Source organism: Curvibacter lanceolatus ATCC 14669 (assembly GCF_000381265.1).
Lineage (GTDB): Bacteria > Pseudomonadota > Gammaproteobacteria > Burkholderiales > Burkholderiaceae_C > Curvibacter > Curvibacter lanceolatus.
The window spans coordinates 1-18,485 of the sequence record NZ_KB906290.1; the positions used below are offsets into that span (position 1 = coordinate 1).

An 18,485-nucleotide genomic window follows, 5' to 3' on the forward strand; every position below is an offset into this window, starting at 1 on the left:
CGCCAGATCGAGCGCGCCGCCATGCTCATCCGCATGGGCGCCCGCATGCAGGTCCTCGAATCCGAAACCTCCCTCTCCTACGAGCGCCTCATCCGCCTGTACAAAGAGATCGCCGGCAAGTCCCCCTCCAAGGGCCAGTTGCCCTTCTCCACCGACTGGTTCCTCACCTGGCAGGAGAACATCCACTCCTCGCTGTTCCTCAACATCTACGAGTACCTGTCCAAGGCCGCCGACATGGACAGCATCGACCTGCTCACCAAGGCCTGGCGCCTGTACAACGAGCAGGTCCAGGCCGCCGAGATCGAGCCCCTGCTGTCCTTCACCCGCGCCTGGCGCCTGGTCAAGTTCGTCGACGCCGACATGCTCACCATGACCGCCTGCTCGCGCTGCGCCGGCAAGTTCGTCACCGAGCCCTACGAGAACGCACGCCACTTCCTGTGCGGCCTGTGCAACCCCCCGGCACGCGCCGGCAAGAGCAAGGCCAGCGGCGCACTCATGGTGCACTGACACCTCTCCTCCCCACAAGACAAAACGCCCCGCCGGCTTGCGCCGCGGGGCGTTTTGTCTGGGGGCCAAAGCCCGGTCTATTTGAGCAGGCCCTTGATGTTGGCGTCGATCGGCATGGCGTAGTCATGTGCGGCCAGCACCACATTGCCCTCGGGCACCACCAGTTTCACGCTGAGGTAGAGCATCTTGCCCGATGAGGTGTAGGTGCCCACGATGACGGCCTGGGCAGCCTGGGTCTGGCTGATGTCCTGCACCTCGCGCGACAGCAGCAGCGCGCCTTGCGAGGCCTTCATGAACAGGTTCTCGCGCAGCTTGAGTTCTTTCACCGCGTAGCCGCGCTGGGCCAGGCGCCCGCCCACCAGCTCGGAGAACAGGCGTCCCAGGCGGGAGGACTCGGTCAACACCTCGAGATTCACAAAGGTGGCCACCAGCAAAGGCTGCTTGCGGTCCAGTTGCAGCCCGGCCACCAGGGCGTCGGCTGCCTTGTAGTTGACGTCGATCAGGTCGGTGCGCACGTTCTCGTCCACCGGCGGGGTCGACGAGCAGGCCGCCAGGCCCAGGGCGGCCGCGGCCGCACCCGCCACGGCCAAGCCAAGCACACGGCGACGTCGAGGCTGCGTCATGGGCCCACCACCTTCCAGTTGCGTGTGGCCACCGGGGGCGGACCGGCATCGGCCGCCTTGATCGGCTTGGGCACGTACAGGCCCCCATCTTCACCATCGATGTAATAGACGTCGGAAGTGCGGGCCAGAAAAGTGTCCTCGCGCTCCAGGGAGGTGGTGATCAGCACCTCGGTGCGGGTGGGGCCGCCGGCGGCCGTGCCGTCACGCCAGCGGCGCGACAGATCGGTGATCGCCCCCAGCGTCATCAGGCTGCCCACATAGTTGCCGGTCACGTGGTCATAGGCATACAGATCGCGCACCACCGAGATGCCCGCAGCCAGGCCCAGGGCGGGCATCGGGCTCTGGTTCTCCACCCCACTGGGGTGTTCGATCAACTGGGTTTCAAAGCGCACCACCAATGGCCCGGGTTGGCGCGACACGATGGCGCCATGGTCCACCAGCCGGGTCAGCAGCAGTTCGCGAAAGCTCTGGTTGAACGAGCCCGGGGCCGCAGGCACCACATACACCGCCGGCAAGGCCATGGGGTAGCTGCGGATCTTGTCGGCGATTCGGCGTGCCGAGTCATCGGCCAGCACATCCCAGTGGTGCACCGAGCGGGCTTTTTTCTGGCTGCTGATCGGGTAGTTGTCGGCGCGCGGCACATCCAGCGAACTGCAGCCGCCTGCCAGCAGGGCAGCACCCAGCACCAGAGGGGTCCAACAGCTTGGCTTCATGCTCACACACCTTTTAACGCTTGTCATCGCACCCGATGCTAAAGGCCCGGCACCCGCCGCATCGGCCAAAGAAAGCCGGGAATGCCCGCCATTCCTCAAGACAGGGGCAGCTGGGTGGTCGACAGCACCTGCTTGAGCCCCATGAACGAGCGGATCTGCCGCACCCCGGGCAGGTACAGCAGTTGTTCGGCGTGCAACTGGTTGAAGGTCTCGCTGTTGCGCGTGCGCACCAGCAGGAAGTAGTCGAACTCGCCGGTGACCACGTGGCACTCCATGCAGCCCGAGATCTTGGCGGCCGCTTTCTCGAACGCCTCGAAGGACTCGGGCGTGGAGCGGTCCAGCACCACCCCGATCAGCACCACCATGCCGGCCCCCAGCGCCTGGGGGTTGAGCAAGGCCACGGTGCGCTGGATGTAGCCGGCCTGGCGCAGGCGCTCGACCCGGCGCAGGCAGGCGGGCGGGCTCAGATGCACCTTCTCGGCCAGGGCCACGTTCGACAGCGAGGCATCGCGCTGCAGCAGCTTGAGCAAGGCGCGATCGGTGCGGTCCAGCTCGCTGTTCACGGGGTCAGAGGCGGGCGCTTCATGGGCATTCTTTGAACGAACTTTTATTGTGCTCATTTCTTAATTTAAGAACTTTTCAAATCAATAAATAAATTTTGACAATGTATTTGAAGATTTTTCAGACTTATTTCGCAATCCTGTTAATCAACATATTTCATAGCATTGTCACACCAACCCGCTCGAAGAAAGGTGCTGCAATGCCAAGCCTGTTCGCCAGCTTCGAGGCCTGGGTCGCCACCCTTCAACCCCGTGAGAAAACCATGAACCTGCAGAAATTCCCCCGCTATCCCCTGACCTTCGGCCCCAGCCCGATCCAGCCCCTGAAACGCCTGAGCGCCCACCTGGGCGGCAAGGTCGAGCTGTACGCCAAGCGCGAGGACTGCAACAGCGGCCTGGCCTTCGGCGGCAACAAGACGCGCAAGCTCGAATACCTGATCCCGGAGGCGATTGCCGGCGGCTACGACACCCTGGTGTCCATCGGCGGCATCCAGTCGAACCAGACCCGCCAGGTGGCGGCCGTGGCGGCGCACCTGGGCATGAAGTGCGTGCTGGTGCAGGAAAACTGGGTCAACTACAGCGACGCGGTGTACGACCGGGTGGGCAACATCGAGATGTCGCGCATCATGGGTGCCGACGTGCGCATGGACGATGCCGGCTTTGACATCGGCATCCGCCCCAGCTGGGAGCAAGCCATGGAAGACGTGCGCCGCGCCGGCGGCAAGCCGTTCCCGGTGCCTGCAGGCTGCTCCGAGCACCCCTACGGCGGCCTGGGCTTTGTGGCCTTTGCCGAAGAAGTGCGTGCCCAGGAAGCCGAACTGGGCTTCAAGTTCGACTACATCGTGGTCTGCTCGGTCACCGGCAGCACCCATGCCGGCATGGTGGTGGGCTTTGCCGCCGACGGCCGTGCACGCCGCGTGATCGGCATCGATGCCTCGGCCAAGCCTGAGCAAACCCACGCCCAGGTGCTGCGCATTGCACAGAACACCGCCAAGCTGGTCGAGCTGGGCCAGGAGATCACGGCCGAAGACGTGGTGCTGGACACCCGCTACGGCGGCCCCGAGTACGGCCTGCCCAACGAAGGCACGCTGGAAGCCATCCGCCTGTGCGCCCGTCAGGAAGGCATGCTGACCGACCCGGTGTACGAAGGCAAATCGATGCACGGGATGATTGACAGGGTGCGCAACGGCGAATTCCCCGCCGGCTCGCGCGTGCTGTACGCCCACCTCGGCGGCGTGCCGGCCCTCAACGCCTACAGCTTCCTGTTCCGCAACGGCTGATCCCAGGGTGGGCGGTCCGCCAAGACCGCCCACCGCGCGCGGAGCCCCTGGCGGGCCGGCCGCGCAGCGACAAGGAGACAAGCGCCCGACAAGGCCTGAGGCTCGGTCCACGAGCCCGGGCCCGGCCTGCCCAGGCGCGGCGGGCCCGAGAACCTCACCCCCCTCAAGCCCTTCTTTTCGCTGCCACACCATGAACCTCACCAAGCGTCAGTTCACCCAGGCCCTGGCCGCCTCCCTGCTCCCCCTGGGCCAGGCCCGGGCCCAGGCCTTTCCCAACCACCCCTTGCAACTGGTGATTCCCTTCCCGCCAGGCGGCGCCACCGATGTGGCCGGCCGCCTGATCGGCAAAAAGCTGGGCGAACGCCTGGGCCAGTCCGTGGTCATCGACAACCGGGCCGGTGCCGGCACCGTGGTCGGCGCCACCGTGGTGGCCAACGCCCCGGCCGATGGCTACACCCTGCTGCTCAGCTCAGGCTCCACCTTCACCCTGAACCCGGCCCTCAACCCACGCCTGCCCTACGACCCGGTGAAAAGCTTCGAGCCCATCGGCATGACGGCGCGCGTGCCCATGGCGGTGCTGGTCAACAAGCAGGTGCCGATCGACACGCTCAAGCAACTGGTGAGCGCCGTGAAGCAGGCACCCGATCGCTACGCCTACGCCTCGTTCGGCAGCGGCACCAGCTCGCACTTTGCCGGTGAACTGGTGTGGAACGCCCTGGGCATCAAGCTGCTGCACGTGCCCTACAAAGGCAGCGCCCCCGCCATGACCGACCTGATCGGGGGCCAGGTGCCCATCAGCATCGACACCGTGGCCGCGGCCCTGCCGCATGTGCGCAGCGGCAAGATCAAGGTGATCGCGCTCACCGGCCCCCAGCGTTCCCCCCTGCTGCCCGAAGTGCCCACGGTGGCCGAAAGCACAGGCACCGATTTCGCCTTTGACGCCTGGCTGGCCCTGATGGCCCCGCGCGGCCTGCCGGCCGACGCACGCCAGCGCCTGCAGGTGGCCCTGGCCGAGACCATGAGCGACAACGACCTGCGCGACAAGCTGCTGGCCGCCGGGATGCAGAAGGACTGGGCCTCGGCCCAGGCCGTCAGCAAGCTGATCGACGCCGAACTGCCCCGCATGCGCGCCATTGCCCTGCGGGCCGGCATCCAGGCCGAATGAGCGGCCGCCCCCGCACGATCCGGGGGGAATGCCTTCAGCGCCCCGCCAGCGCCAGCGCCTGGCGTTGCAGCTCGGGCACCAGGCTGAGCGCCAGATGCAGCTGCGAGCGCAGCACCAGATCAGGCCCGGCCTCGGCGTCGGCCGCAACCGGCAAGGCCAGCGCGGCGGCATCGACGGGCGCCAATGACTGCACCCCGCCTTCGATGGCGGTGGCCGTGTCGGCCAGCGTGTTCAGCAACAGGTCGACCGCCTGGACCACATCGGGCGCGAACTCCTGGGCCTGGCCCTCCAGGCGGTGCGCCCCCAGGGCCGACAGGTAATTCAACAAGGTGTGGGCTTGCACCATGAAGCGCATGCCGGCCGCGCCATGGCGCCGCAGGTAGGCCGGCTCGTTGAACACCTCGCTCAAGGCACCGGACAGCGCCGCATCGGCATTGTGGGCATTGCGCCGCGCCAGCCGGTAGTCCAGGTGCTCGCGCTTGCCCGACTGGTATTGGCGGGCGATCTCGCGCAGGTAGGCGGCCTGGCTGCGCAGCAGCTGTGCAGACAGTTTCGGCAGTTGCCGCGACTGCCAGTCGGGCAGCACCAGCCAGACCGTCAGGCCGGCGATCAGGGCGCCAATCAAGGTGTCCAACAAGCGCGGCAAGATCAGGTCGAAGCCATTGCCCACCTGGTTGAAGGCCAGCAACACCAGGATGGTGATGGCCCCCGAGGCCAGGGTGTAACGGGTCTGGCGCGCCGCCACAAAAACCACCCCGGCCGCCACGGTGAACACCGACTGCAGCAACACCCCCGGAAACAGCTTGAGCAGGGCCCAGCCCACCATCAACCCGAGCACCGTGCCGCCCACCCGCTGGCCCAGGCGGCGCAGGGTGTCACCGTAATGGGGGCGGCACACGAACACGATGGTGAGCAGGATCCAGAAACCGTGCTCATCGCCGCTCACCGTCATCCAGACAAAGGCCACCATCAGGGCCACCGCCAGGCGCAGGCCATGGCGCAGCAACACCGAGCTGGCACTGAACTGCTGGCGGATGCGCCCCCAGGCCTCGGCCAGGTTGCGCGGCCCCCGGTCCAGCAGGCTGGTGTCGGCCTGCAGCAAGGGGTATTGCTCGGGCCACAAGGCGCTGCGGATCACCTGCTGCATGCCCGCCAGGTTGCGTGCCAGCGCGCGCAACGAGCGCAAGAGCCGGGGCAACGCAAGCGGCGCCCCGGCGCCGGGCTCACGCTGCGCCCAGGCCAGCTCGGGCAAGGACTCCAGCAGCGCAATCGAGCCCTGCAGGTCTTCCAGGGCCGGCTGGCTGGCGCTCACCGCCTCGACCGGGCCTTGCAGGCGCAGCGCCTGGGCCAGCCGGGTGCAATCCTGCCCCACCCCGGCCAGCACGCGCTGGCAGCGGTACAGCACATCGCTGTGGAAGAAGCTCTGCGCCAGCAACTCGTAGTTCTCATGCGAGGAGCTGGCCCGCTCGTGCAGGTCCTGCGCCACCAGGTACTGCTGCAAGGCCAGACGCAGCCAGCGCGGGCCGGCGGTCTCCAGCGTGGGGCCGGCGTTGCGCGGGCGCCGGCTCAGCAGGCTTTCCTTGGTCTGGTTCAGGGCCTGCACCACGCGGCCGTTCTGCAGCGCCAGGCCGACGCGGCGGCGCTCGATGTCCACCCCGCGCACGGGCTCGAACAGGCGCGACTTCAGGCGCAGGTACTCGCCCAGGGCCTCGTACAGCAAGGCCAGGTTCTGCACCACCTGCAGGTTGGGAAACCAGGCCGCCCAGCACACCGACAGCAGCCCATACCAGGCCGCGCCGGCCAACAACAACAGCGCGTGCGGCAGGCCCGGGGCGGCAGCCTCGTCGCCATGCGCGGCCAAGGCGGTGTACAGGCCCAGGATCAAGGTGGCCGAGCCGATGGCCCGGTAGCTCTCGCTCAGCGCCCCCAGCAGGGCCAGGCCCACCGCGGCCAGCGCCAGCACCGCCATCAAGGCCGGCTTGCTGTGCAGGGTGAACTGCACCGCCAGCGCCATGGCGGCAAAGCACAGCAAGGTGATCAGCAGCGCGCGCAGGCGCCCGCGCCAGCTGTCATCGGTCTCGGCCAGGGCGCTGGCGTTCACACCCAGCACCAGCGGGATCAGCGCCGCCGTCTCGTCCAGCCACCAGGCGCCGGCCACCACCGTGCCCAGCGCGATCAGGGCGCGCACGCCCTTGAGCAGAAATTTGTAATGCCAGCCGGACTGCCAATTCCAGTGCCACATCGGACTCCACATCGGGCCCACCATGATGAATACCTTGTTGCAAAAAACAGAAATGCCCAGAACAAAAGCAGGCCCGAAGGCCTGCCCTGTCTCACTGCAATTTGCGCGCCAGTGTGCACCCAAGCGGCCTCAAGCTGGCCCGGGTGCCCTCCATCACACCCTCAACCGGTGTTGCGCAAACCGGCTGCAATCCCGTTGATGGAGATGTGGATACCCGTCTGCACGCGCTCATCCGAATCGCTGCCCGAGCGGTAACGCCGCACCAGCTCAACCTGCAGGTGGTGCAGCGGGTCGATGTAGGGGAAGCGGTGCCGGATGGAGCGCGCCAGCGCCTCGTTGTGCGCCAGGCGCTGCTTGTCGCCGGTGATCTGGGTCAGGGCCTCGGCGGTGCGGTGCCATTCGGCCTCGATCATGGCGAACACCTTCTTGCGCAGGCGCGAATCGCTCACCAGTTCGGCATAGCGCGAGGCCAGGGCCAGATCGCTCTTGGCCAGCACCATGTCCATGTTCGACAACAGGGTGCGGAAGAAGGGCCACTGGCGGTACATGCGTTGCAGCAGGGCCAGCGCCTCCTTGCGACCGTCCTTGCCGGCAGCAGCCGGGCGGGCCAGGAAGGCCTCGACGGCCGAACCGAAACCGAACCAGCCCGGCAAGGTGAGGCGGCACTGGCCCCAGCTGAAGCCCCAGGGGATGGCGCGCAGGTCTTCGATGCGCTGGCTGGCCTTGCGCGAGGCCGGGCGCGAGCCGATGTTGAGCTCGGCAATCTCACGGATCGGTGTGGAGCCGAAGAAATAGTCGGTGAAGCCGTTGGTTTCATAGACCAGCGCCCGGTAAGCCCCCATGCTGGCCTGCGACAGCTCGGCCGCGGCCTGGTGGAAGGCCTTGGTGGCGGGCTTGGTGGGCTGCAGCAGTGTGGCCTCCAGCGTGGCGGCGACCAGGGTTTCGAGGTTGCGCCGGCCAATCTCGGGGTTGGCGTACTTCGAGCCGATCACCTCGCCCTGCTCGGTCAGGCGGATCTGGCCACGCACCGTGCCGGGGGGCTGGGCCAGGATGGCCTGGTAGCTCGGGCCGCCGCCACGCCCCACCGTGCCGCCACGGCCATGGAACATGCGCAGCTGGATGCCGTGGCTGGCCGCCAGCTCCTCGAACAGATCGACCAGGGCGATCTCGGCCCGGTAGAGCTCCCAGTTGCTGGTGAAGATGCCGCCGTCCTTGTTGCTGTCGGAGTAGCCCAGCATGATGTCCTGCTCGCCCCCGCTGCGCTGCACCAGCTCGGCCATGCCCGGCAGGGCATAGAACTCGCGCATGATGGGCGCGGCATTGCGCAGGTCTTCGATGGTCTCGAACAAGGGCACCACGATCAGGTCGCTGACAGCGGGCGTCACGCCGGCCGTGGTCTCCTGCAGCAGGCCACGCACCAGGCCCACCTCTTTTTGCAGCAGCATCACCTCCAGCAGGTCGCTGACGGTCTCGGTGTGGCTGATGATGTAGTGGCGAATGGCCTGGTGGCCGTAACGCTGGCGCATCACGCGGGCCGCCTCGAAGATGGCCAGCTCGCTGCGGGCATGGGCCGAATAGGGGGCCCCCATCACACGCAGCGGGCGGGCGTCGTTGAGCAGCTTGACCAGCAGGGCGCGCTTGGCCGCCTCCTGCAGGCTGCTGTAGTCGGGCTCGATGCGGGCCGTGGCCAGCAGCTCGGCCACCACCTCTTCGTGCTTGTCCGAGCTCTGGCGCAGATCGACCGTGGCCAGGTGAAAGCCGAACACCTCGACCGCGCGGATCAGGGGGTGCAGCCGCTCATTGACCAGGGCCTCGCCGTGGTGGGCGTTCAAGGAGGCCTCGATCACGCGCAGATCGGCCAGAAAATCGGCCGCATCGGGGTAGGCGTTCTGCGGCGCCACGGCGTGGCGGGCGGCATCGCCCCCGGTCAGGTCCTTCAGGCTGGCGGCCAGGCGGGCGTAGACACCGGTCAGGGCGCGGCGGTAGGGCTCGTCCTGGCGGTGCTCGTTGGTGTCGGGCGAGCGCTCGGCCAGGGCCTGCATCTCGGGCGTCACGCCCACCAGGCGGGCCGACATCGACAACTCGCCGCCCAGGTAATGCACCTCGGTCAGGTAGTGGCGCAGCGCCACCTCGGCCTGGCGCTTGAGCGCGTACTCCAGTGTGGCAGCACTGACGTTGGGGTTGCCGTCGCGGTCGCCGCCGATCCACTGCCCCATGCGGAAGAAGGTGGCCACCGGGTGGTTGCCCAACTCGCGCTCCAGATCGGCATACAGCTTGGGGATCTCGCGCAAAAAGGTGGCCTCGTAGTAGCTCAGTGCGTTCTCGATCTCGTCGGCCACGGTGAGCTTGGAGTAGCGCAGCAGTCGGGTGTGCCACAGCTGCATCACGCGGGCGCGCAGCAAGGCCTCGTTGGCGGCCAGTTCACGCGGGGTGAGGGCATCCTTGGAGGTGTTGTAGACCAGCGCGCGCAGCCGGATCTCGTCGCGCGCCGTCAGCAGCTGCGCAATGTCGCGCTCGGCGTCCAGGATGCTCTTGCGCTGCACCTCGGTCGGGTGGGCGGTGAGCACCGGCGCCACATAACTCTGCGCCAGGGTCTGCGAGATGGTCTTGGGGGCGATGCCGGCCCAGCGCAGGCGCGCCATGGCCACTTCGATGCTGCCCTCCTGCGTGTCGCCGGCGCGTTCGTGCACCGTGCGGCGGCGGATGTGGTGCCGGTCTTCGGCCAGGTTGGCCAGGTGGCTGAAATAGGTGAAGGCGCGGATCACGCTCACGGTCTGGTCGCCCGACAGCGACTTGAGCAGCTTCTTCAGCGCCCGGTCGGCTTCCTGGTCGGCATCGCGGCGGAACGCCACCGACAGCTTGCGCACCTGCTCCACCAGTTCGTAGGCGGCCACGCCCTCCTGCTCCCGGATCACGTCCCCCAGGATGCGCCCCAAGAGGCGGATGTCGTCAATCAGGGGCTGGTCCTTGTCGGATCGTTTCATGCGTCTGTCTCCAAGAGGGTGTGGCGGGCGCGGCTCGGAACCGACCGCTGGAACACAGGCGGTCGGTTCAGAGTGGAATGCGGGGCATGCTAGCATCCAAGACCGCTTGAAGATTACAAAAAGGTTACGAGCTTGAGCCAGCCAGCCGCCCCCATCGTCGCACCCCAACTTGGTCCGATCGTGATCGCCACCCGCGAAAGCCGGCTCGCCCTGTGGCAGGCCGAACACGTCAAGGCGCTGCTGGAGGCACACGGCCACACCGTCACCCTGCTGGGCATGACCACCAAGGGCGACCAGATCCTGGACCGCTCGCTGTCCAAGGTGGGTGGCAAGGGCCTGTTCGTCAAAGAACTTGAAGTGGCCCTCGAAGAAGGCCGCGCCGACATCGCCGTGCACTCGCTCAAGGATGTGCCCATGGACCTGCCCGAAGGCTTCGAGCTGGCCTGTGTGATGGAGCGCGAAGACCCGCGCGACGCCTTTGTCTCGCCCCAATACGCCTCGTTGCAAGAATTGCCCGAAGGCGCCGTGGTGGGCACCTCCAGCCTGCGCCGCACGGTGCTGCTGCGCGCGCTGCGCCCCGACCTGCGCATCGAGCCCCTGCGTGGCAACCTCGACACCCGACTCAAGAAGCTCGACGACGGCCAGTACGCCGGCATTGTGCTGGCGGCCGCCGGCCTGAAGCGCCTGGGCCTGGCCGCACGCATCCGCGCCGTGTTCGAGCCCGACCACATGCTGCCAGCGGCCGGCCAGGGCGCGCTGGGCATCGAGATCCGCAGCGGGCGCGCCGACCTGCGCGCGGCACTGGCCCCCCTGGCCCACCAGCGCACCTGGCTCACCGTGACCGCCGAGCGCGCCGTCAGCCGCGCCATGGGCGGCAGCTGCTCCATGCCCCTGGCCGCCCACGGCGAATGGCATGGCGACGAGCTGCGCCTGCGCGCCGCCTGGGGCGACCCGGACAGCGCCAGTGTGGCCCTGGTGCGCGCCAGCGGCCAGCGCAGCCTGGATTCGCTGGCCAGCGCCGCCGAACTGGGCGAAGAAGTGGCCGAGCTGCTGCAAGCCGGTGGCGCACGCCGCGTGCTGCCCACGCCTGACACGCCCTGACACCCCTGAACACCCGCCACCCCATGCCCGCCCCGCGCGTCCTGGTCACCCGGCCCGAGCCCGAGGCCAGTGACTGGGCCCGGCAACTGGGCCTGCGCGGCCTGCAGGCCGAGGCCCTGCCCCTGATCGAGATCGCCGCCCCGCGCGCCGGCCTGCAGCACCTGGCTGCGACCCGCTGGCGGGCGCTGATGTTCGTCAGCGGCAATGCGGTACAGCACTTTGCCAGCACGCCCGGCGCCCAGGCCTGCCTGAGCCAGGCGCACTGCTGGGCCCCCGGGCCGGGCACGGCCCGCGCCCTGCTGGCCGCCGGCGTACCCCCCGAACGCATCGCCACCCCACCCGCCGAAGCGGGCCAGTTCGACTCGGAACACCTGTGGCCCCTGGTGCAGGCGCAGATCGGCCCCGGCGACCCGGTGCTGATCGTGCGCGGCGTCGACGCCCCCGCCGACCCCGCCGCCGCCCTGCCCCCGGAACAGGCCGGCCGAGGTTCGGGGCGCGAATGGCTGAGCCAGCGCATCACCGAGGCCGGCGGCCAGGTCAGCCACCACGTGGCCTACGAACGCCGCCCGCCGGCCCATGGCGGGGTTTTGCGCGAACGCGCCCTGGCCGCGGCCAGCGATGGCACGGTCTGGCTGTTCAGCAGTTCGGAGGCGGTGCGCAACCTGCAGAGCTGGCTGCCCGAGGCCGGCTGGGAGCGGGCCCGCGCCCTGGTGACGCACCCGCGCATCGCCGAAGCAGCCGCCCGCGCCGGCTTCGGCCAGGTCCACGCCACCCGACCGACGCTGGATGACGTGGCGGCCTCGATAGAATCCCTGACATGAGTTCAGTGCCCCCGATCGAAACCCCGCCCGACGAGTCCCGTCAGCCCCAGCCCGCGGCGCACGCCCCGGCCGCGCCCCGCGCCGCCCGTGGCGTCCGCAGCAGACCTGGGCAGGCCTTGACCTGGGCCGCTCTGGCCGTGGCCGGCCTGGCCTTGGTGGCCAGTGTTTCGCTGTGGCAGAAGCTCGGCAACCTGCAGGAGCAGCTGGCCCGCCAGTCTGCCGACAGCAGCAGCCAGGCCATCGAAGCCCGCGCCCTGGCCCGCCAGGCCCAGGAGCTGGCCCGCGATGCCTCGGCCCGGGTCAGCGTCAATGAAACCCGGCTCAGCGAAGTGGCCCTGCAGCGCACCCAGCTCGAAGAGCTGATGCAAAGCCTGTCGCGCTCGCGCGACGAGAACCTGGTGGTCGACATCGAATCCTCGCTGCGCCTGGCCCAGCAACAGGCCCAGCTGACCGGCAGCGTCGAGCCCATGCTGGCCGCCCTCAAGACCGCCGACCAGCGCATCGCCCGCGCGGCCCAGCCCCGGCTGGCCCCCTTGCAGCGCGCCATCCAGCACGACAGCGACCGCATCAAGTCGGCCAGCGTGACCGACACGCCCGGCCTGCTGGCCCGCCTGGACGAGCTGGCCCGCCAGGTCGACGATCTGCCCGTGCTCAATGCCGTTGCCAACGCCCCGGGGCGCCGCCCCGCCCCGCCCGCCAACGGCACCGCCCCGGCCGGCGCCGCGGCCCAGGCCCAGGACTGGTGGAACAACACCGCCGGCAAGGCCCTGGCCCTGGTGCGCGACGAGATGCGCAACCTGGTGCGCGTGAGCCGCATCGACCAGCCCGAGGCCGCCCTGCTGGCGCCTGAGCAGAGCTTTTTCCTGCGTGAGAACCTCAAGCTGAAGTTGCTCAACGCCCGCCTGGGCGTGCTGGCCCGCCAGACCGAATCGGCCCGCGCCGACCTGGCCGCCGCCGCCACCCAGATCAACAAGTATTTCGACCCGGCCTCGCGCCGCACCCAGAGCGCAGCCACCCTGCTGCTGCAGCTGCAAGGCCAGCTCAAGGCGGTGGAGTTGCCGCGCCTGGACGAAACCCTGACCGCGCTGGCCACCGCCGCCGCGGGCCGCTGAGGAAAAGAGGCCCACCATGCGCGCAGCCTTGTGGTTTCTGGCCCTGTTCGGCATTGCCGTCGCCATGGCCTTGTTTGCCGGCAACAACCAGGGCACGGTGACCCTGTTCTGGCCACCGTACCGGATCGACCTGTCCCTGAACATGGTGTTGCTGCTGCTGGTCGGCGGCTTCGTGGTCTTGCATGCCGCCCTGCAGGCCCTGGCCGCCCTGTTCGACATGCCCCACCACGCCCGCCGCTGGCGCCTGCAGCAGAAAGAGCGCGCCATGCACGGCGCCCTGCTGGACGCCATGACCCATCTGCTTTCGGGCCGCTTCGTGCGGGCCAGCAAGGCGGCCGAGGCGGCGCTGGCGCAGGAGCAGTCGCTCAGCGCCAGTGCCCACTACGGCGCTGCCGGCCCCCAGCTGCGCACCCTGGCCCACCTGGTGGCCGCCGACGGTGCCCACGCGCTGCAAGACCGCAGCCGGCGCGATGAGCACCTGCGCCAGGCGCTGGAAGAAACCGCCCTGCGTCAGAACGCCCAGACCCAGGAACTGCACGAAGGCGCCCAGCTGCGCTCGGCGCGCTGGATGCTGGACGACCGCGACGCCTCCGGGGCCCTGGCCCGGCTGGAAGAGCTGCCCCAGGGCGCCTCGCGGCGCACCATCGCGCTGCGCACCCGGCTCAAGGCCGCGCGCCTGGCCGGTCAGACCCTGGTGGCCCTGGAAACCGCCCGCCTGCTGGCCAAGCACCGCGCCTTCTCCACCGCGGCCGCCCAGAGCATCGTGCGCGGGCTGGCGGCCGAACTGCTGAACTCGGCCCACGACCCGGCCCAGCTGCAGCAGGTCTGGCAGCAGCTCGACCCGGCAGAACGCCAGATGCCTGAACTGGCCCTGCAGGCCGCGCATCGCCTGAGCCAGCTCGGGGGCGACGACGCACACGCCCGGCACTGGCTGCTGCCGGTGTGGGAGCGCATGGTCAGCCTGCCCGACTCGCTGCCGGAGCACCTGCAGCAGAAGTTGGTCGAGGCCCTGGAAAACAGCATGGAATCGCTGGATGCCCCCTGGCTGGCACGCATCGAAAGTGCCCAGCAGGCCAACCCGCGCAACGCCCGGCTGGAGTACCTGGCCGGTGTGGCCTGCCTGAAGCGCCAGCTGTGGGGCAAGGCCCAGCAACTGCTGACCCAGGCCAGCCAGCACCTGGAGGCCGGGCCCCTGCAGCGCAATGCCTGGCGGGCGCTGGCCCTGCTGGCTGAACGCCGTGGCGACGAGCCCGCCGCCGCCGCCGCCTGGCGCAACGCAGCGCTCTGCCCCTGAGGGCGCTGGCACCCCGGCTCCAGGGGCTGGAGCATTCAATTTTTTTGAATTGAAGCGTCAATCACGCTGAAACCCGGAGGCAGACGCGCTTCCTACACTGCAGACAGTTCAGGAACTTGTTGTTGATCAAACAGTCCACACACCGTCTTCAATCCGGGTTTCATTCATGACCTCTGTTTCAAACGGCTCCCCCAAGCGCTACAGCGCGCTGGCGATGGCCTTGCACTGGCTGCTGGCCGCTGCGCTGCTGGGCACCTTCTGCCTCGGCCTGTACATGGCCGATTTGCCCTTCTCTCCCCAACGCCTCAAGTACTACAGCTGGCACAAATGGGCCGGCATGTCGATCCTGATCCTGTCGGTGCTGCGGCTGCTGTGGCGCGTCACCCACCGCCCGCCCGAGCTGCCCGCGACCATCGAACAGGCCATGCCGGCCTGGCAGCGCGTGGCCCACCATGGCACGCACCACCTGCTGTACCTGCTGTTCTTTGCCGTGCCGCTGATTGGCTGGGCCTACAGCTCGGCCGCCGGCTTTCCGGTGGTGCTGTTCGGCGTGCTGCCCCTGCCCGACCTGGTGGCCCCCGACAAGCCCCTGGCCGAGTTGATCAAGCCCTGGCACGAAATCGCTGCCTGGGCCCTGGCCGGCCTGGCCGCCCTGCACGTGGCCGCCGCCTTCAAGCACCAGTTGATCGACCGCGACGGCCTGATCAACCGCATGCTGCCGGGCCGTGGCTGAAGCACGCCCCCCCCCTTTTTCGGCTCTCTGATTTCCCATTTTTCCAGCCGGCCTGCGGGCCGCAACAGGAGTGAACCATGACCATGATTTTCAAGCGCGCCCTCGCCGCCTCCCTGGCCCTGAGCGCCATCGCCGCCTTTTCGCCAGCCCATGCCGACCAGAAGCTGGTGCCCGCCCAGAGCGAGATCGTGTTTGTGAGCAAGCAGATGGGCGTGCCGGTCGAAGGCCGCTTCAAGAAGTTCGATGCCCAGCTCAACTTCGACCCGGCCAAGCCCGAAACCAGCAAGATCGCCATGACGGTGGATGTGGCCAGCGCCACCCTGGGCGTGCCTGAAAGCGATGCCGAGCTGCCCAAGGCCCCCTGGTTCAACACCGCCAAGTTCCCGCAGGCCACCTTCCAGTCCACCTCGGCCAAGGGCCTGGGCGGTGGCAAGTTTGAGATCAGCGGCAAGCTGAGCATCAAGGGCCATGCTCAAGATGTGGTCGTGCCCTTGACCCTGACCCAGAACGGCGCCACCACCCTGGCCACCGGCGTGCTGCCGATCAAGCGCCTGGTCTTCAAGATCGGCGAAGGCGAGTGGTCGGACACCGGCATGGTGGCCGACGACGTGCAGGTGAAGTTCAAGTTTGCCCTGACCGGTGTGAACAAGCTCTGATCCGCACCGCTCTCTGAATCACGTCTGTTTTTCTTTTTCACCCATTCCCAACAGGAGTTTTCAACCATGCGTATTTCGATGATCGCCCTGGCCGCTGCGGCCGCCCTCTCTGCCGGCCTGGCCCAGGCTGAAACTGCCACCTACGGCATTGACCCGACCCACACCTTCGCGACCTTCGAAATCAGCCACTTCGGTGCTGCCGTGAACCGGGGCCGCTTCGACAAGAAGGAAGGCTCCGTGCAACTGGACAAGGCCGCCAAGACCGGCAAGGTCGAGATCACCTTCGATGCCACCTCGATCAACAGCGGCACCGCTGCCTTCGACAAGCACCTGCAAAGCGCCGACCTGTTCAATGCACCGCAGTTCCCCACCTTCAAGTTCGTGGGTGACAAGTTCACCTTTGACGGCGACAAGGTGACGAGCGTGGCTGGCAACCTGACCCTGCTGGGCAAGACCGCCCCCCTGACCCTGACCGCCAAGCAGTTCAACTGCTACCAAAGCCCCATGCTCAAGCGTGAAGTGTGCGGTGGCGACTTCGAAGCCACCATCGACCGCACCCAATGGGGCATGAACTACGGCATCGACTGGGGCTTCCCAAAGAACGTGCACCTGGTGGTGCAGGTCGAAGCCGTCAAGCAGTAAACGGCCCGCTGGCCTCGCAGAGGCCGGCCTGAACCAGCCGCCGCAGCCCACCGGGCGCCGGCGGTTTTTTTGCGCCTGCCGGGCGCTGGCGCCGCCTCAGCGCACGGCCACCAACAACTGGACGAAGGTCTGCAAGCGGGCGCTGCTCTCGACACCGATGGCGGTGAACTCCAGGCCCGCGCGCCAACGCCCCTCGCTGGGGCGGCACTTGACCACCTTGGCGTACACGTCGCTGACCGTGAAATCGACCAGCAGCAGCGCAAACTCCAGCTTCAGCTCGGCAAAGGGCTCCAGCGGCTGATCCAGTTCAATCTGCAGGCCGTAGTAGCCTACATCGATGATCACGGCAGGCAAGTGCGACGGCAGCACCACCTTGTGCTGCAGTTCCTGCATCGTGCACGGCAGCCGTACCTCCACACGGTGACTGCGCCGCACTTCGGCACGCGGCACATGCAGCCCGCGCGACGGGATGGCCACCACCTCGCGCACGCGCACGGCTTCGCTCTTGCCCTTGACGTGCACCTCCATGGGGCCGGAGGCCTCCACCAGGTGCGCACAGCGCTGGTAGGTGTGCTCGCTGACCAGCACCTGCCCGCGCAGGCTGAAGGATTCGATGCGCGAGGCCAGATTGACCTCATCGCCGATCACCGTGTACTGCGAATAGGCGGCCGAACCAAAGCGGCCCGCAATCACCTGCCCCGTGTTGATGCCAATGCCCATGTACAGTTCGGGCAGGCCCTGACGCGGCCCCTCCTGGTTGAGCTCGGCCATGGCGAGTTGCATCTCGACCGCACACACCAGGGCCCTCTCCACGTCGTCGGGGCGCCCTTGCGGCGCCCCGAACAAGGCCATCACCGAGTCGCCCATGAACTTGTCGATGGTGCCGCCGTGACGCAGGATCACCTCACTGATCACCGCCAGGCAGCGGTTCAGCAGCGCAATGATGACCCCGGCAGGCTGGGTGGCCGTGAGCGCCGTGAAACCACGCAGATCGGCCAGCAACACGGTGACCTCTCGCTGGTGGACCGGGTCGCTCCAGGGGGCCTGCACGCCATGGGCGGTCAGAGCCAGCAACTCGGACAGGCCGTCAGCGCTCAGCACCTGCCCGGTGTCGCGTCGCACCAATGCCTGCACGCGCAAGGCCTGGGCCGAAGTGTCGATTTCGATCCTGTCCATCTGCTCTGCCTCCCTCAAAATCGCCAGCCCGTGGACAGGCGCCACATGTTCTGGCTGCTGAAGTTGACATTGGGATCCCAGGCCAGGTGCACAAAAGTGCGCGTCCCGTCCAACCCCAGCGACCAACCCAGGCGCCGGATGCCCTGCCCGTCCACCAGCCCCGTCTTGCGCAGCACATCCACCGTCAGCCGCAGGCCATCGTCCACAGGGCCGCGGTAGACCAGGTGCATGTGCTGCTGGTCGGGGTTCTGCCGGTTGTCACGCACCACCAGCACCGACAGCGACTGCGACTCGGTGGGGTGGTAGCCCGCCCACAGCATCCAGGCATCGTTGGGATCGAAATTGAGGTTCACATAGGGGCGCAGATTGGTGCGACCCAGGCCCGCACCCGCCACCCATCGCTCGCCCCGCTCCAGGCCCACGCTGCCGCCGGCAAAGCCACCCGAGGCCAGTTGCAAAGAGGGCTGCAGGCGCCAGCCGCCGGGCAGCGGCACCGAGCGATCCCAACCACCCCGCCATTGCGTGCCCTGGCCATCGGCCTGGTAGCGCCCCAGCCAGACATTGCCACTGCCGTAGCCGTAGCGCAGGTTCAGATCGGCACCGGTGCTGGCGGGCAGCCCACCCCCCTGCATCGGGTACAGGCCGAAGGTGAGTTTGTAGGGGTGATCCGGCGCCGCAGCCGGGTTGACCGCAGGCTCGGCAGCAGCGGCAGTGCTTTGATCGGCCCAAGCCGTGCCCACCAGGCTGTTGAGCCCCATGCACGCCACCATCAGCACCGCGCCCCACCCAGTGACCAGGCGCGCACCCGAGGCCTTGGGCCGCACCAGGCGATGATCCGTGACGATCGAGTTCATAGGGTCGCAATTATGGGACCGG

At 68.1% G+C, this 18,485-nt stretch carries 17 protein-coding genes; 10 read left to right on the plus strand and 7 right to left on the minus strand.

The genetic code is table 11. The features are described 5' to 3' along the window. Positions 1-507, plus strand: a 507-nt coding sequence (gene flhC, locus F624_RS0130630; protein ID WP_019577077.1) for a flagellar transcriptional regulator FlhC, incomplete at its 5' end; no start/stop codon positions are given. A gap of 77 nt (positions 508-584) precedes the next feature. Here the strand turns inward: flhC and F624_RS0130635 are convergent. The 3 genes from F624_RS0130635 to F624_RS0130645 all read right to left on the minus strand — a co-directional run bounded on the left by F624_RS0130635 (position 585) and on the right by F624_RS0130645 (position 2,463). Beyond that, on the minus strand, positions 585-1,130 hold the full coding sequence (locus F624_RS0130635; RefSeq protein WP_031256845.1) for a FlgO family outer membrane protein: 546 nt from the start codon (positions 1,128-1,130) through the stop codon (positions 585-587). Then, positions 1,127-1,843, minus strand: coding sequence for a hypothetical protein (locus tag F624_RS0130640; protein ID WP_157443717.1), 717 nt, complete (start codon positions 1,841-1,843; stop codon positions 1,127-1,129). Before F624_RS0130640 ends, F624_RS0130635 begins: the two co-directional genes overlap by 4 nt. Before the next feature lie 95 nt (positions 1,844-1,938). Continuing rightward, positions 1,939-2,463 carry an Lrp/AsnC family transcriptional regulator gene (locus F624_RS0130645; protein ID WP_031256847.1) on the minus strand — a complete coding sequence of 175 codons (525 nt, stop codon included), beginning with the start codon at positions 2,461-2,463 and terminating at the stop codon, positions 1,939-1,941. Between the two features lie 203 nt (positions 2,464-2,666). Between F624_RS0130645 and F624_RS0130650 the strand changes: the two genes are divergently transcribed. Both F624_RS0130650 and F624_RS0130655 read left to right on the plus strand, forming a co-directional pair. Then, on the plus strand, positions 2,667-3,683 hold the full coding sequence (locus tag F624_RS0130650; RefSeq protein WP_031256849.1) for a 1-aminocyclopropane-1-carboxylate deaminase: 1,017 nt from the start codon (positions 2,667-2,669) through the stop codon (positions 3,681-3,683). A 190-nt stretch (positions 3,684-3,873) separates the two neighbouring features. Next, a complete protein-coding gene (locus tag F624_RS0130655) occupies positions 3,874-4,848 on the plus strand; it encodes a Bug family tripartite tricarboxylate transporter substrate binding protein (RefSeq protein ID WP_019578198.1) in 975 nt (324 codons plus the stop codon). Positions 4,849-4,882: 34 nt separating this feature from the next. Here F624_RS0130655 and yccS read toward each other — a convergent pair whose 3' ends face one another. Together yccS and ppc are read right to left on the minus strand one after the other, a co-directional pair. Then, positions 4,883-7,090 (minus strand): YccS family putative transporter, encoded by a 2,208-nt coding sequence (yccS, locus tag F624_RS0130660; protein ID WP_019578199.1) that lies wholly within the window; start codon positions 7,088-7,090, stop codon positions 4,883-4,885. A 161-nt stretch (positions 7,091-7,251) separates the two neighbouring features. Further along, the gene (gene ppc, locus F624_RS0130665; RefSeq protein ID WP_019578200.1) at positions 7,252-10,074 is read right to left on the minus strand and encodes a phosphoenolpyruvate carboxylase; all 2,823 of its coding nucleotides are present in this window, start codon (positions 10,072-10,074) and stop codon (positions 7,252-7,254) included. A gap of 132 nt (positions 10,075-10,206) precedes the next feature. Between ppc and hemC the strand changes: the two genes are divergently transcribed. The 7 genes from hemC (at position 10,207) to F624_RS0130700 (ending at position 16,433) form a co-directional block, all read left to right on the plus strand. Then, a complete protein-coding gene (gene hemC / locus F624_RS0130670) occupies positions 10,207-11,175 on the plus strand; it encodes a hydroxymethylbilane synthase (protein ID WP_019578201.1) in 969 nt (322 codons plus the stop codon). Positions 11,176-11,198: 23 nt separating this feature from the next. After that, entirely contained in the window at positions 11,199-11,996 is a 798-nt protein-coding gene (locus F624_RS0130675; RefSeq protein WP_019578202.1) for a uroporphyrinogen-III synthase, read from the plus strand. After that, on the plus strand, positions 11,993-13,108 hold the full coding sequence (locus tag F624_RS0130680; RefSeq protein ID WP_019578203.1) for a uroporphyrinogen-III C-methyltransferase: 1,116 nt from the start codon (positions 11,993-11,995) through the stop codon (positions 13,106-13,108). The genes F624_RS0130675 and F624_RS0130680 overlap by 4 nt, the downstream gene beginning before the upstream one ends. Before the next feature lie 16 nt (positions 13,109-13,124). Then, positions 13,125-14,402: a heme biosynthesis protein HemY gene (locus tag F624_RS0130685; RefSeq protein WP_019578204.1), complete on the plus strand. Its 1,278-nt coding sequence runs from the start codon at positions 13,125-13,127 to the stop codon at positions 14,400-14,402. A gap of 166 nt (positions 14,403-14,568) precedes the next feature. Further along, positions 14,569-15,135 carry a cytochrome b gene (locus tag F624_RS0130690; RefSeq protein WP_019578205.1) on the plus strand — a complete coding sequence of 189 codons (567 nt, stop codon included), beginning with the start codon at positions 14,569-14,571 and terminating at the stop codon, positions 15,133-15,135. An 83-nt stretch (positions 15,136-15,218) separates the two neighbouring features. Further along, positions 15,219-15,791, plus strand: a complete 573-nt coding sequence (locus F624_RS0130695; RefSeq protein ID WP_031256853.1) for a YceI family protein — start codon at positions 15,219-15,221, stop codon at positions 15,789-15,791. Positions 15,792-15,857: 66 nt separating this feature from the next. Next, positions 15,858-16,433: a YceI family protein gene (locus F624_RS0130700; protein WP_031256854.1), complete on the plus strand. Its 576-nt coding sequence runs from the start codon at positions 15,858-15,860 to the stop codon at positions 16,431-16,433. A 96-nt stretch (positions 16,434-16,529) separates the two neighbouring features. Here the strand turns inward: F624_RS0130700 and F624_RS0130705 are convergent, their stop codons facing one another. Next, positions 16,530-17,609, minus strand: coding sequence for an adenylate/guanylate cyclase domain-containing protein (locus F624_RS0130705; RefSeq protein WP_019578208.1), 1,080 nt, complete (start codon positions 17,607-17,609; stop codon positions 16,530-16,532). A gap of 14 nt (positions 17,610-17,623) precedes the next feature. Next, the gene (locus F624_RS0130710) at positions 17,624-18,463 is read right to left on the minus strand and encodes a hypothetical protein (protein WP_019578209.1); all 840 of its coding nucleotides are present in this window, start codon (positions 18,461-18,463) and stop codon (positions 17,624-17,626) included. Between the last annotated feature and the right edge of the window lie 22 nt (positions 18,464-18,485).

What these genes read in the sequence shown, in the direction of transcription:
- F624_RS0130635 (WP_031256845.1), bottom strand. Translation starts at nt 1,130, where the DNA reads ATGACGCAGCCTCGACGTCGCCGTGTGCTTGGCTTGGCCGTGGCGGGT.
- F624_RS0130640 (WP_157443717.1), bottom strand. Translation starts at nt 1,843, where the DNA reads ATGAAGCCAAGCTGTTGGACCCCTCTGGTGCTGGGTGCTGCCCTGCTG.
- F624_RS0130645 (WP_031256847.1), bottom strand. Translation starts at nt 2,463, where the DNA reads ATGAGCACAATAAAAGTTCGTTCAAAGAATGCCCATGAAGCGCCCGCC.
- F624_RS0130650 (WP_031256849.1), top strand. Translation starts at nt 2,667, where the DNA reads ATGAACCTGCAGAAATTCCCCCGCTATCCCCTGACCTTCGGCCCCAGC.
- F624_RS0130655 (WP_019578198.1), top strand. Translation starts at nt 3,874, where the DNA reads ATGAACCTCACCAAGCGTCAGTTCACCCAGGCCCTGGCCGCCTCCCTG.
- yccS (WP_019578199.1), bottom strand. Translation starts at nt 7,090, where the DNA reads ATGTGGCACTGGAATTGGCAGTCCGGCTGGCATTACAAATTTCTGCTC.
- ppc (WP_019578200.1), bottom strand. Translation starts at nt 10,074, where the DNA reads ATGAAACGATCCGACAAGGACCAGCCCCTGATTGACGACATCCGCCTC.
- F624_RS0130675 (WP_019578202.1), top strand. Translation starts at nt 11,199, where the DNA reads ATGCCCGCCCCGCGCGTCCTGGTCACCCGGCCCGAGCCCGAGGCCAGT.
- F624_RS0130680 (WP_019578203.1), top strand. Translation starts at nt 11,993, where the DNA reads ATGAGTTCAGTGCCCCCGATCGAAACCCCGCCCGACGAGTCCCGTCAG.
- F624_RS0130685 (WP_019578204.1), top strand. Translation starts at nt 13,125, where the DNA reads ATGCGCGCAGCCTTGTGGTTTCTGGCCCTGTTCGGCATTGCCGTCGCC.
- F624_RS0130690 (WP_019578205.1), top strand. Translation starts at nt 14,569, where the DNA reads ATGACCTCTGTTTCAAACGGCTCCCCCAAGCGCTACAGCGCGCTGGCG.
- F624_RS0130695 (WP_031256853.1), top strand. Translation starts at nt 15,219, where the DNA reads ATGATTTTCAAGCGCGCCCTCGCCGCCTCCCTGGCCCTGAGCGCCATC.
- F624_RS0130700 (WP_031256854.1), top strand. Translation starts at nt 15,858, where the DNA reads ATGCGTATTTCGATGATCGCCCTGGCCGCTGCGGCCGCCCTCTCTGCC.
- F624_RS0130705 (WP_019578208.1), bottom strand. Translation starts at nt 17,609, where the DNA reads ATGGACAGGATCGAAATCGACACTTCGGCCCAGGCCTTGCGCGTGCAG.
- F624_RS0130710 (WP_019578209.1), bottom strand. Translation starts at nt 18,463, where the DNA reads ATGAACTCGATCGTCACGGATCATCGCCTGGTGCGGCCCAAGGCCTCG.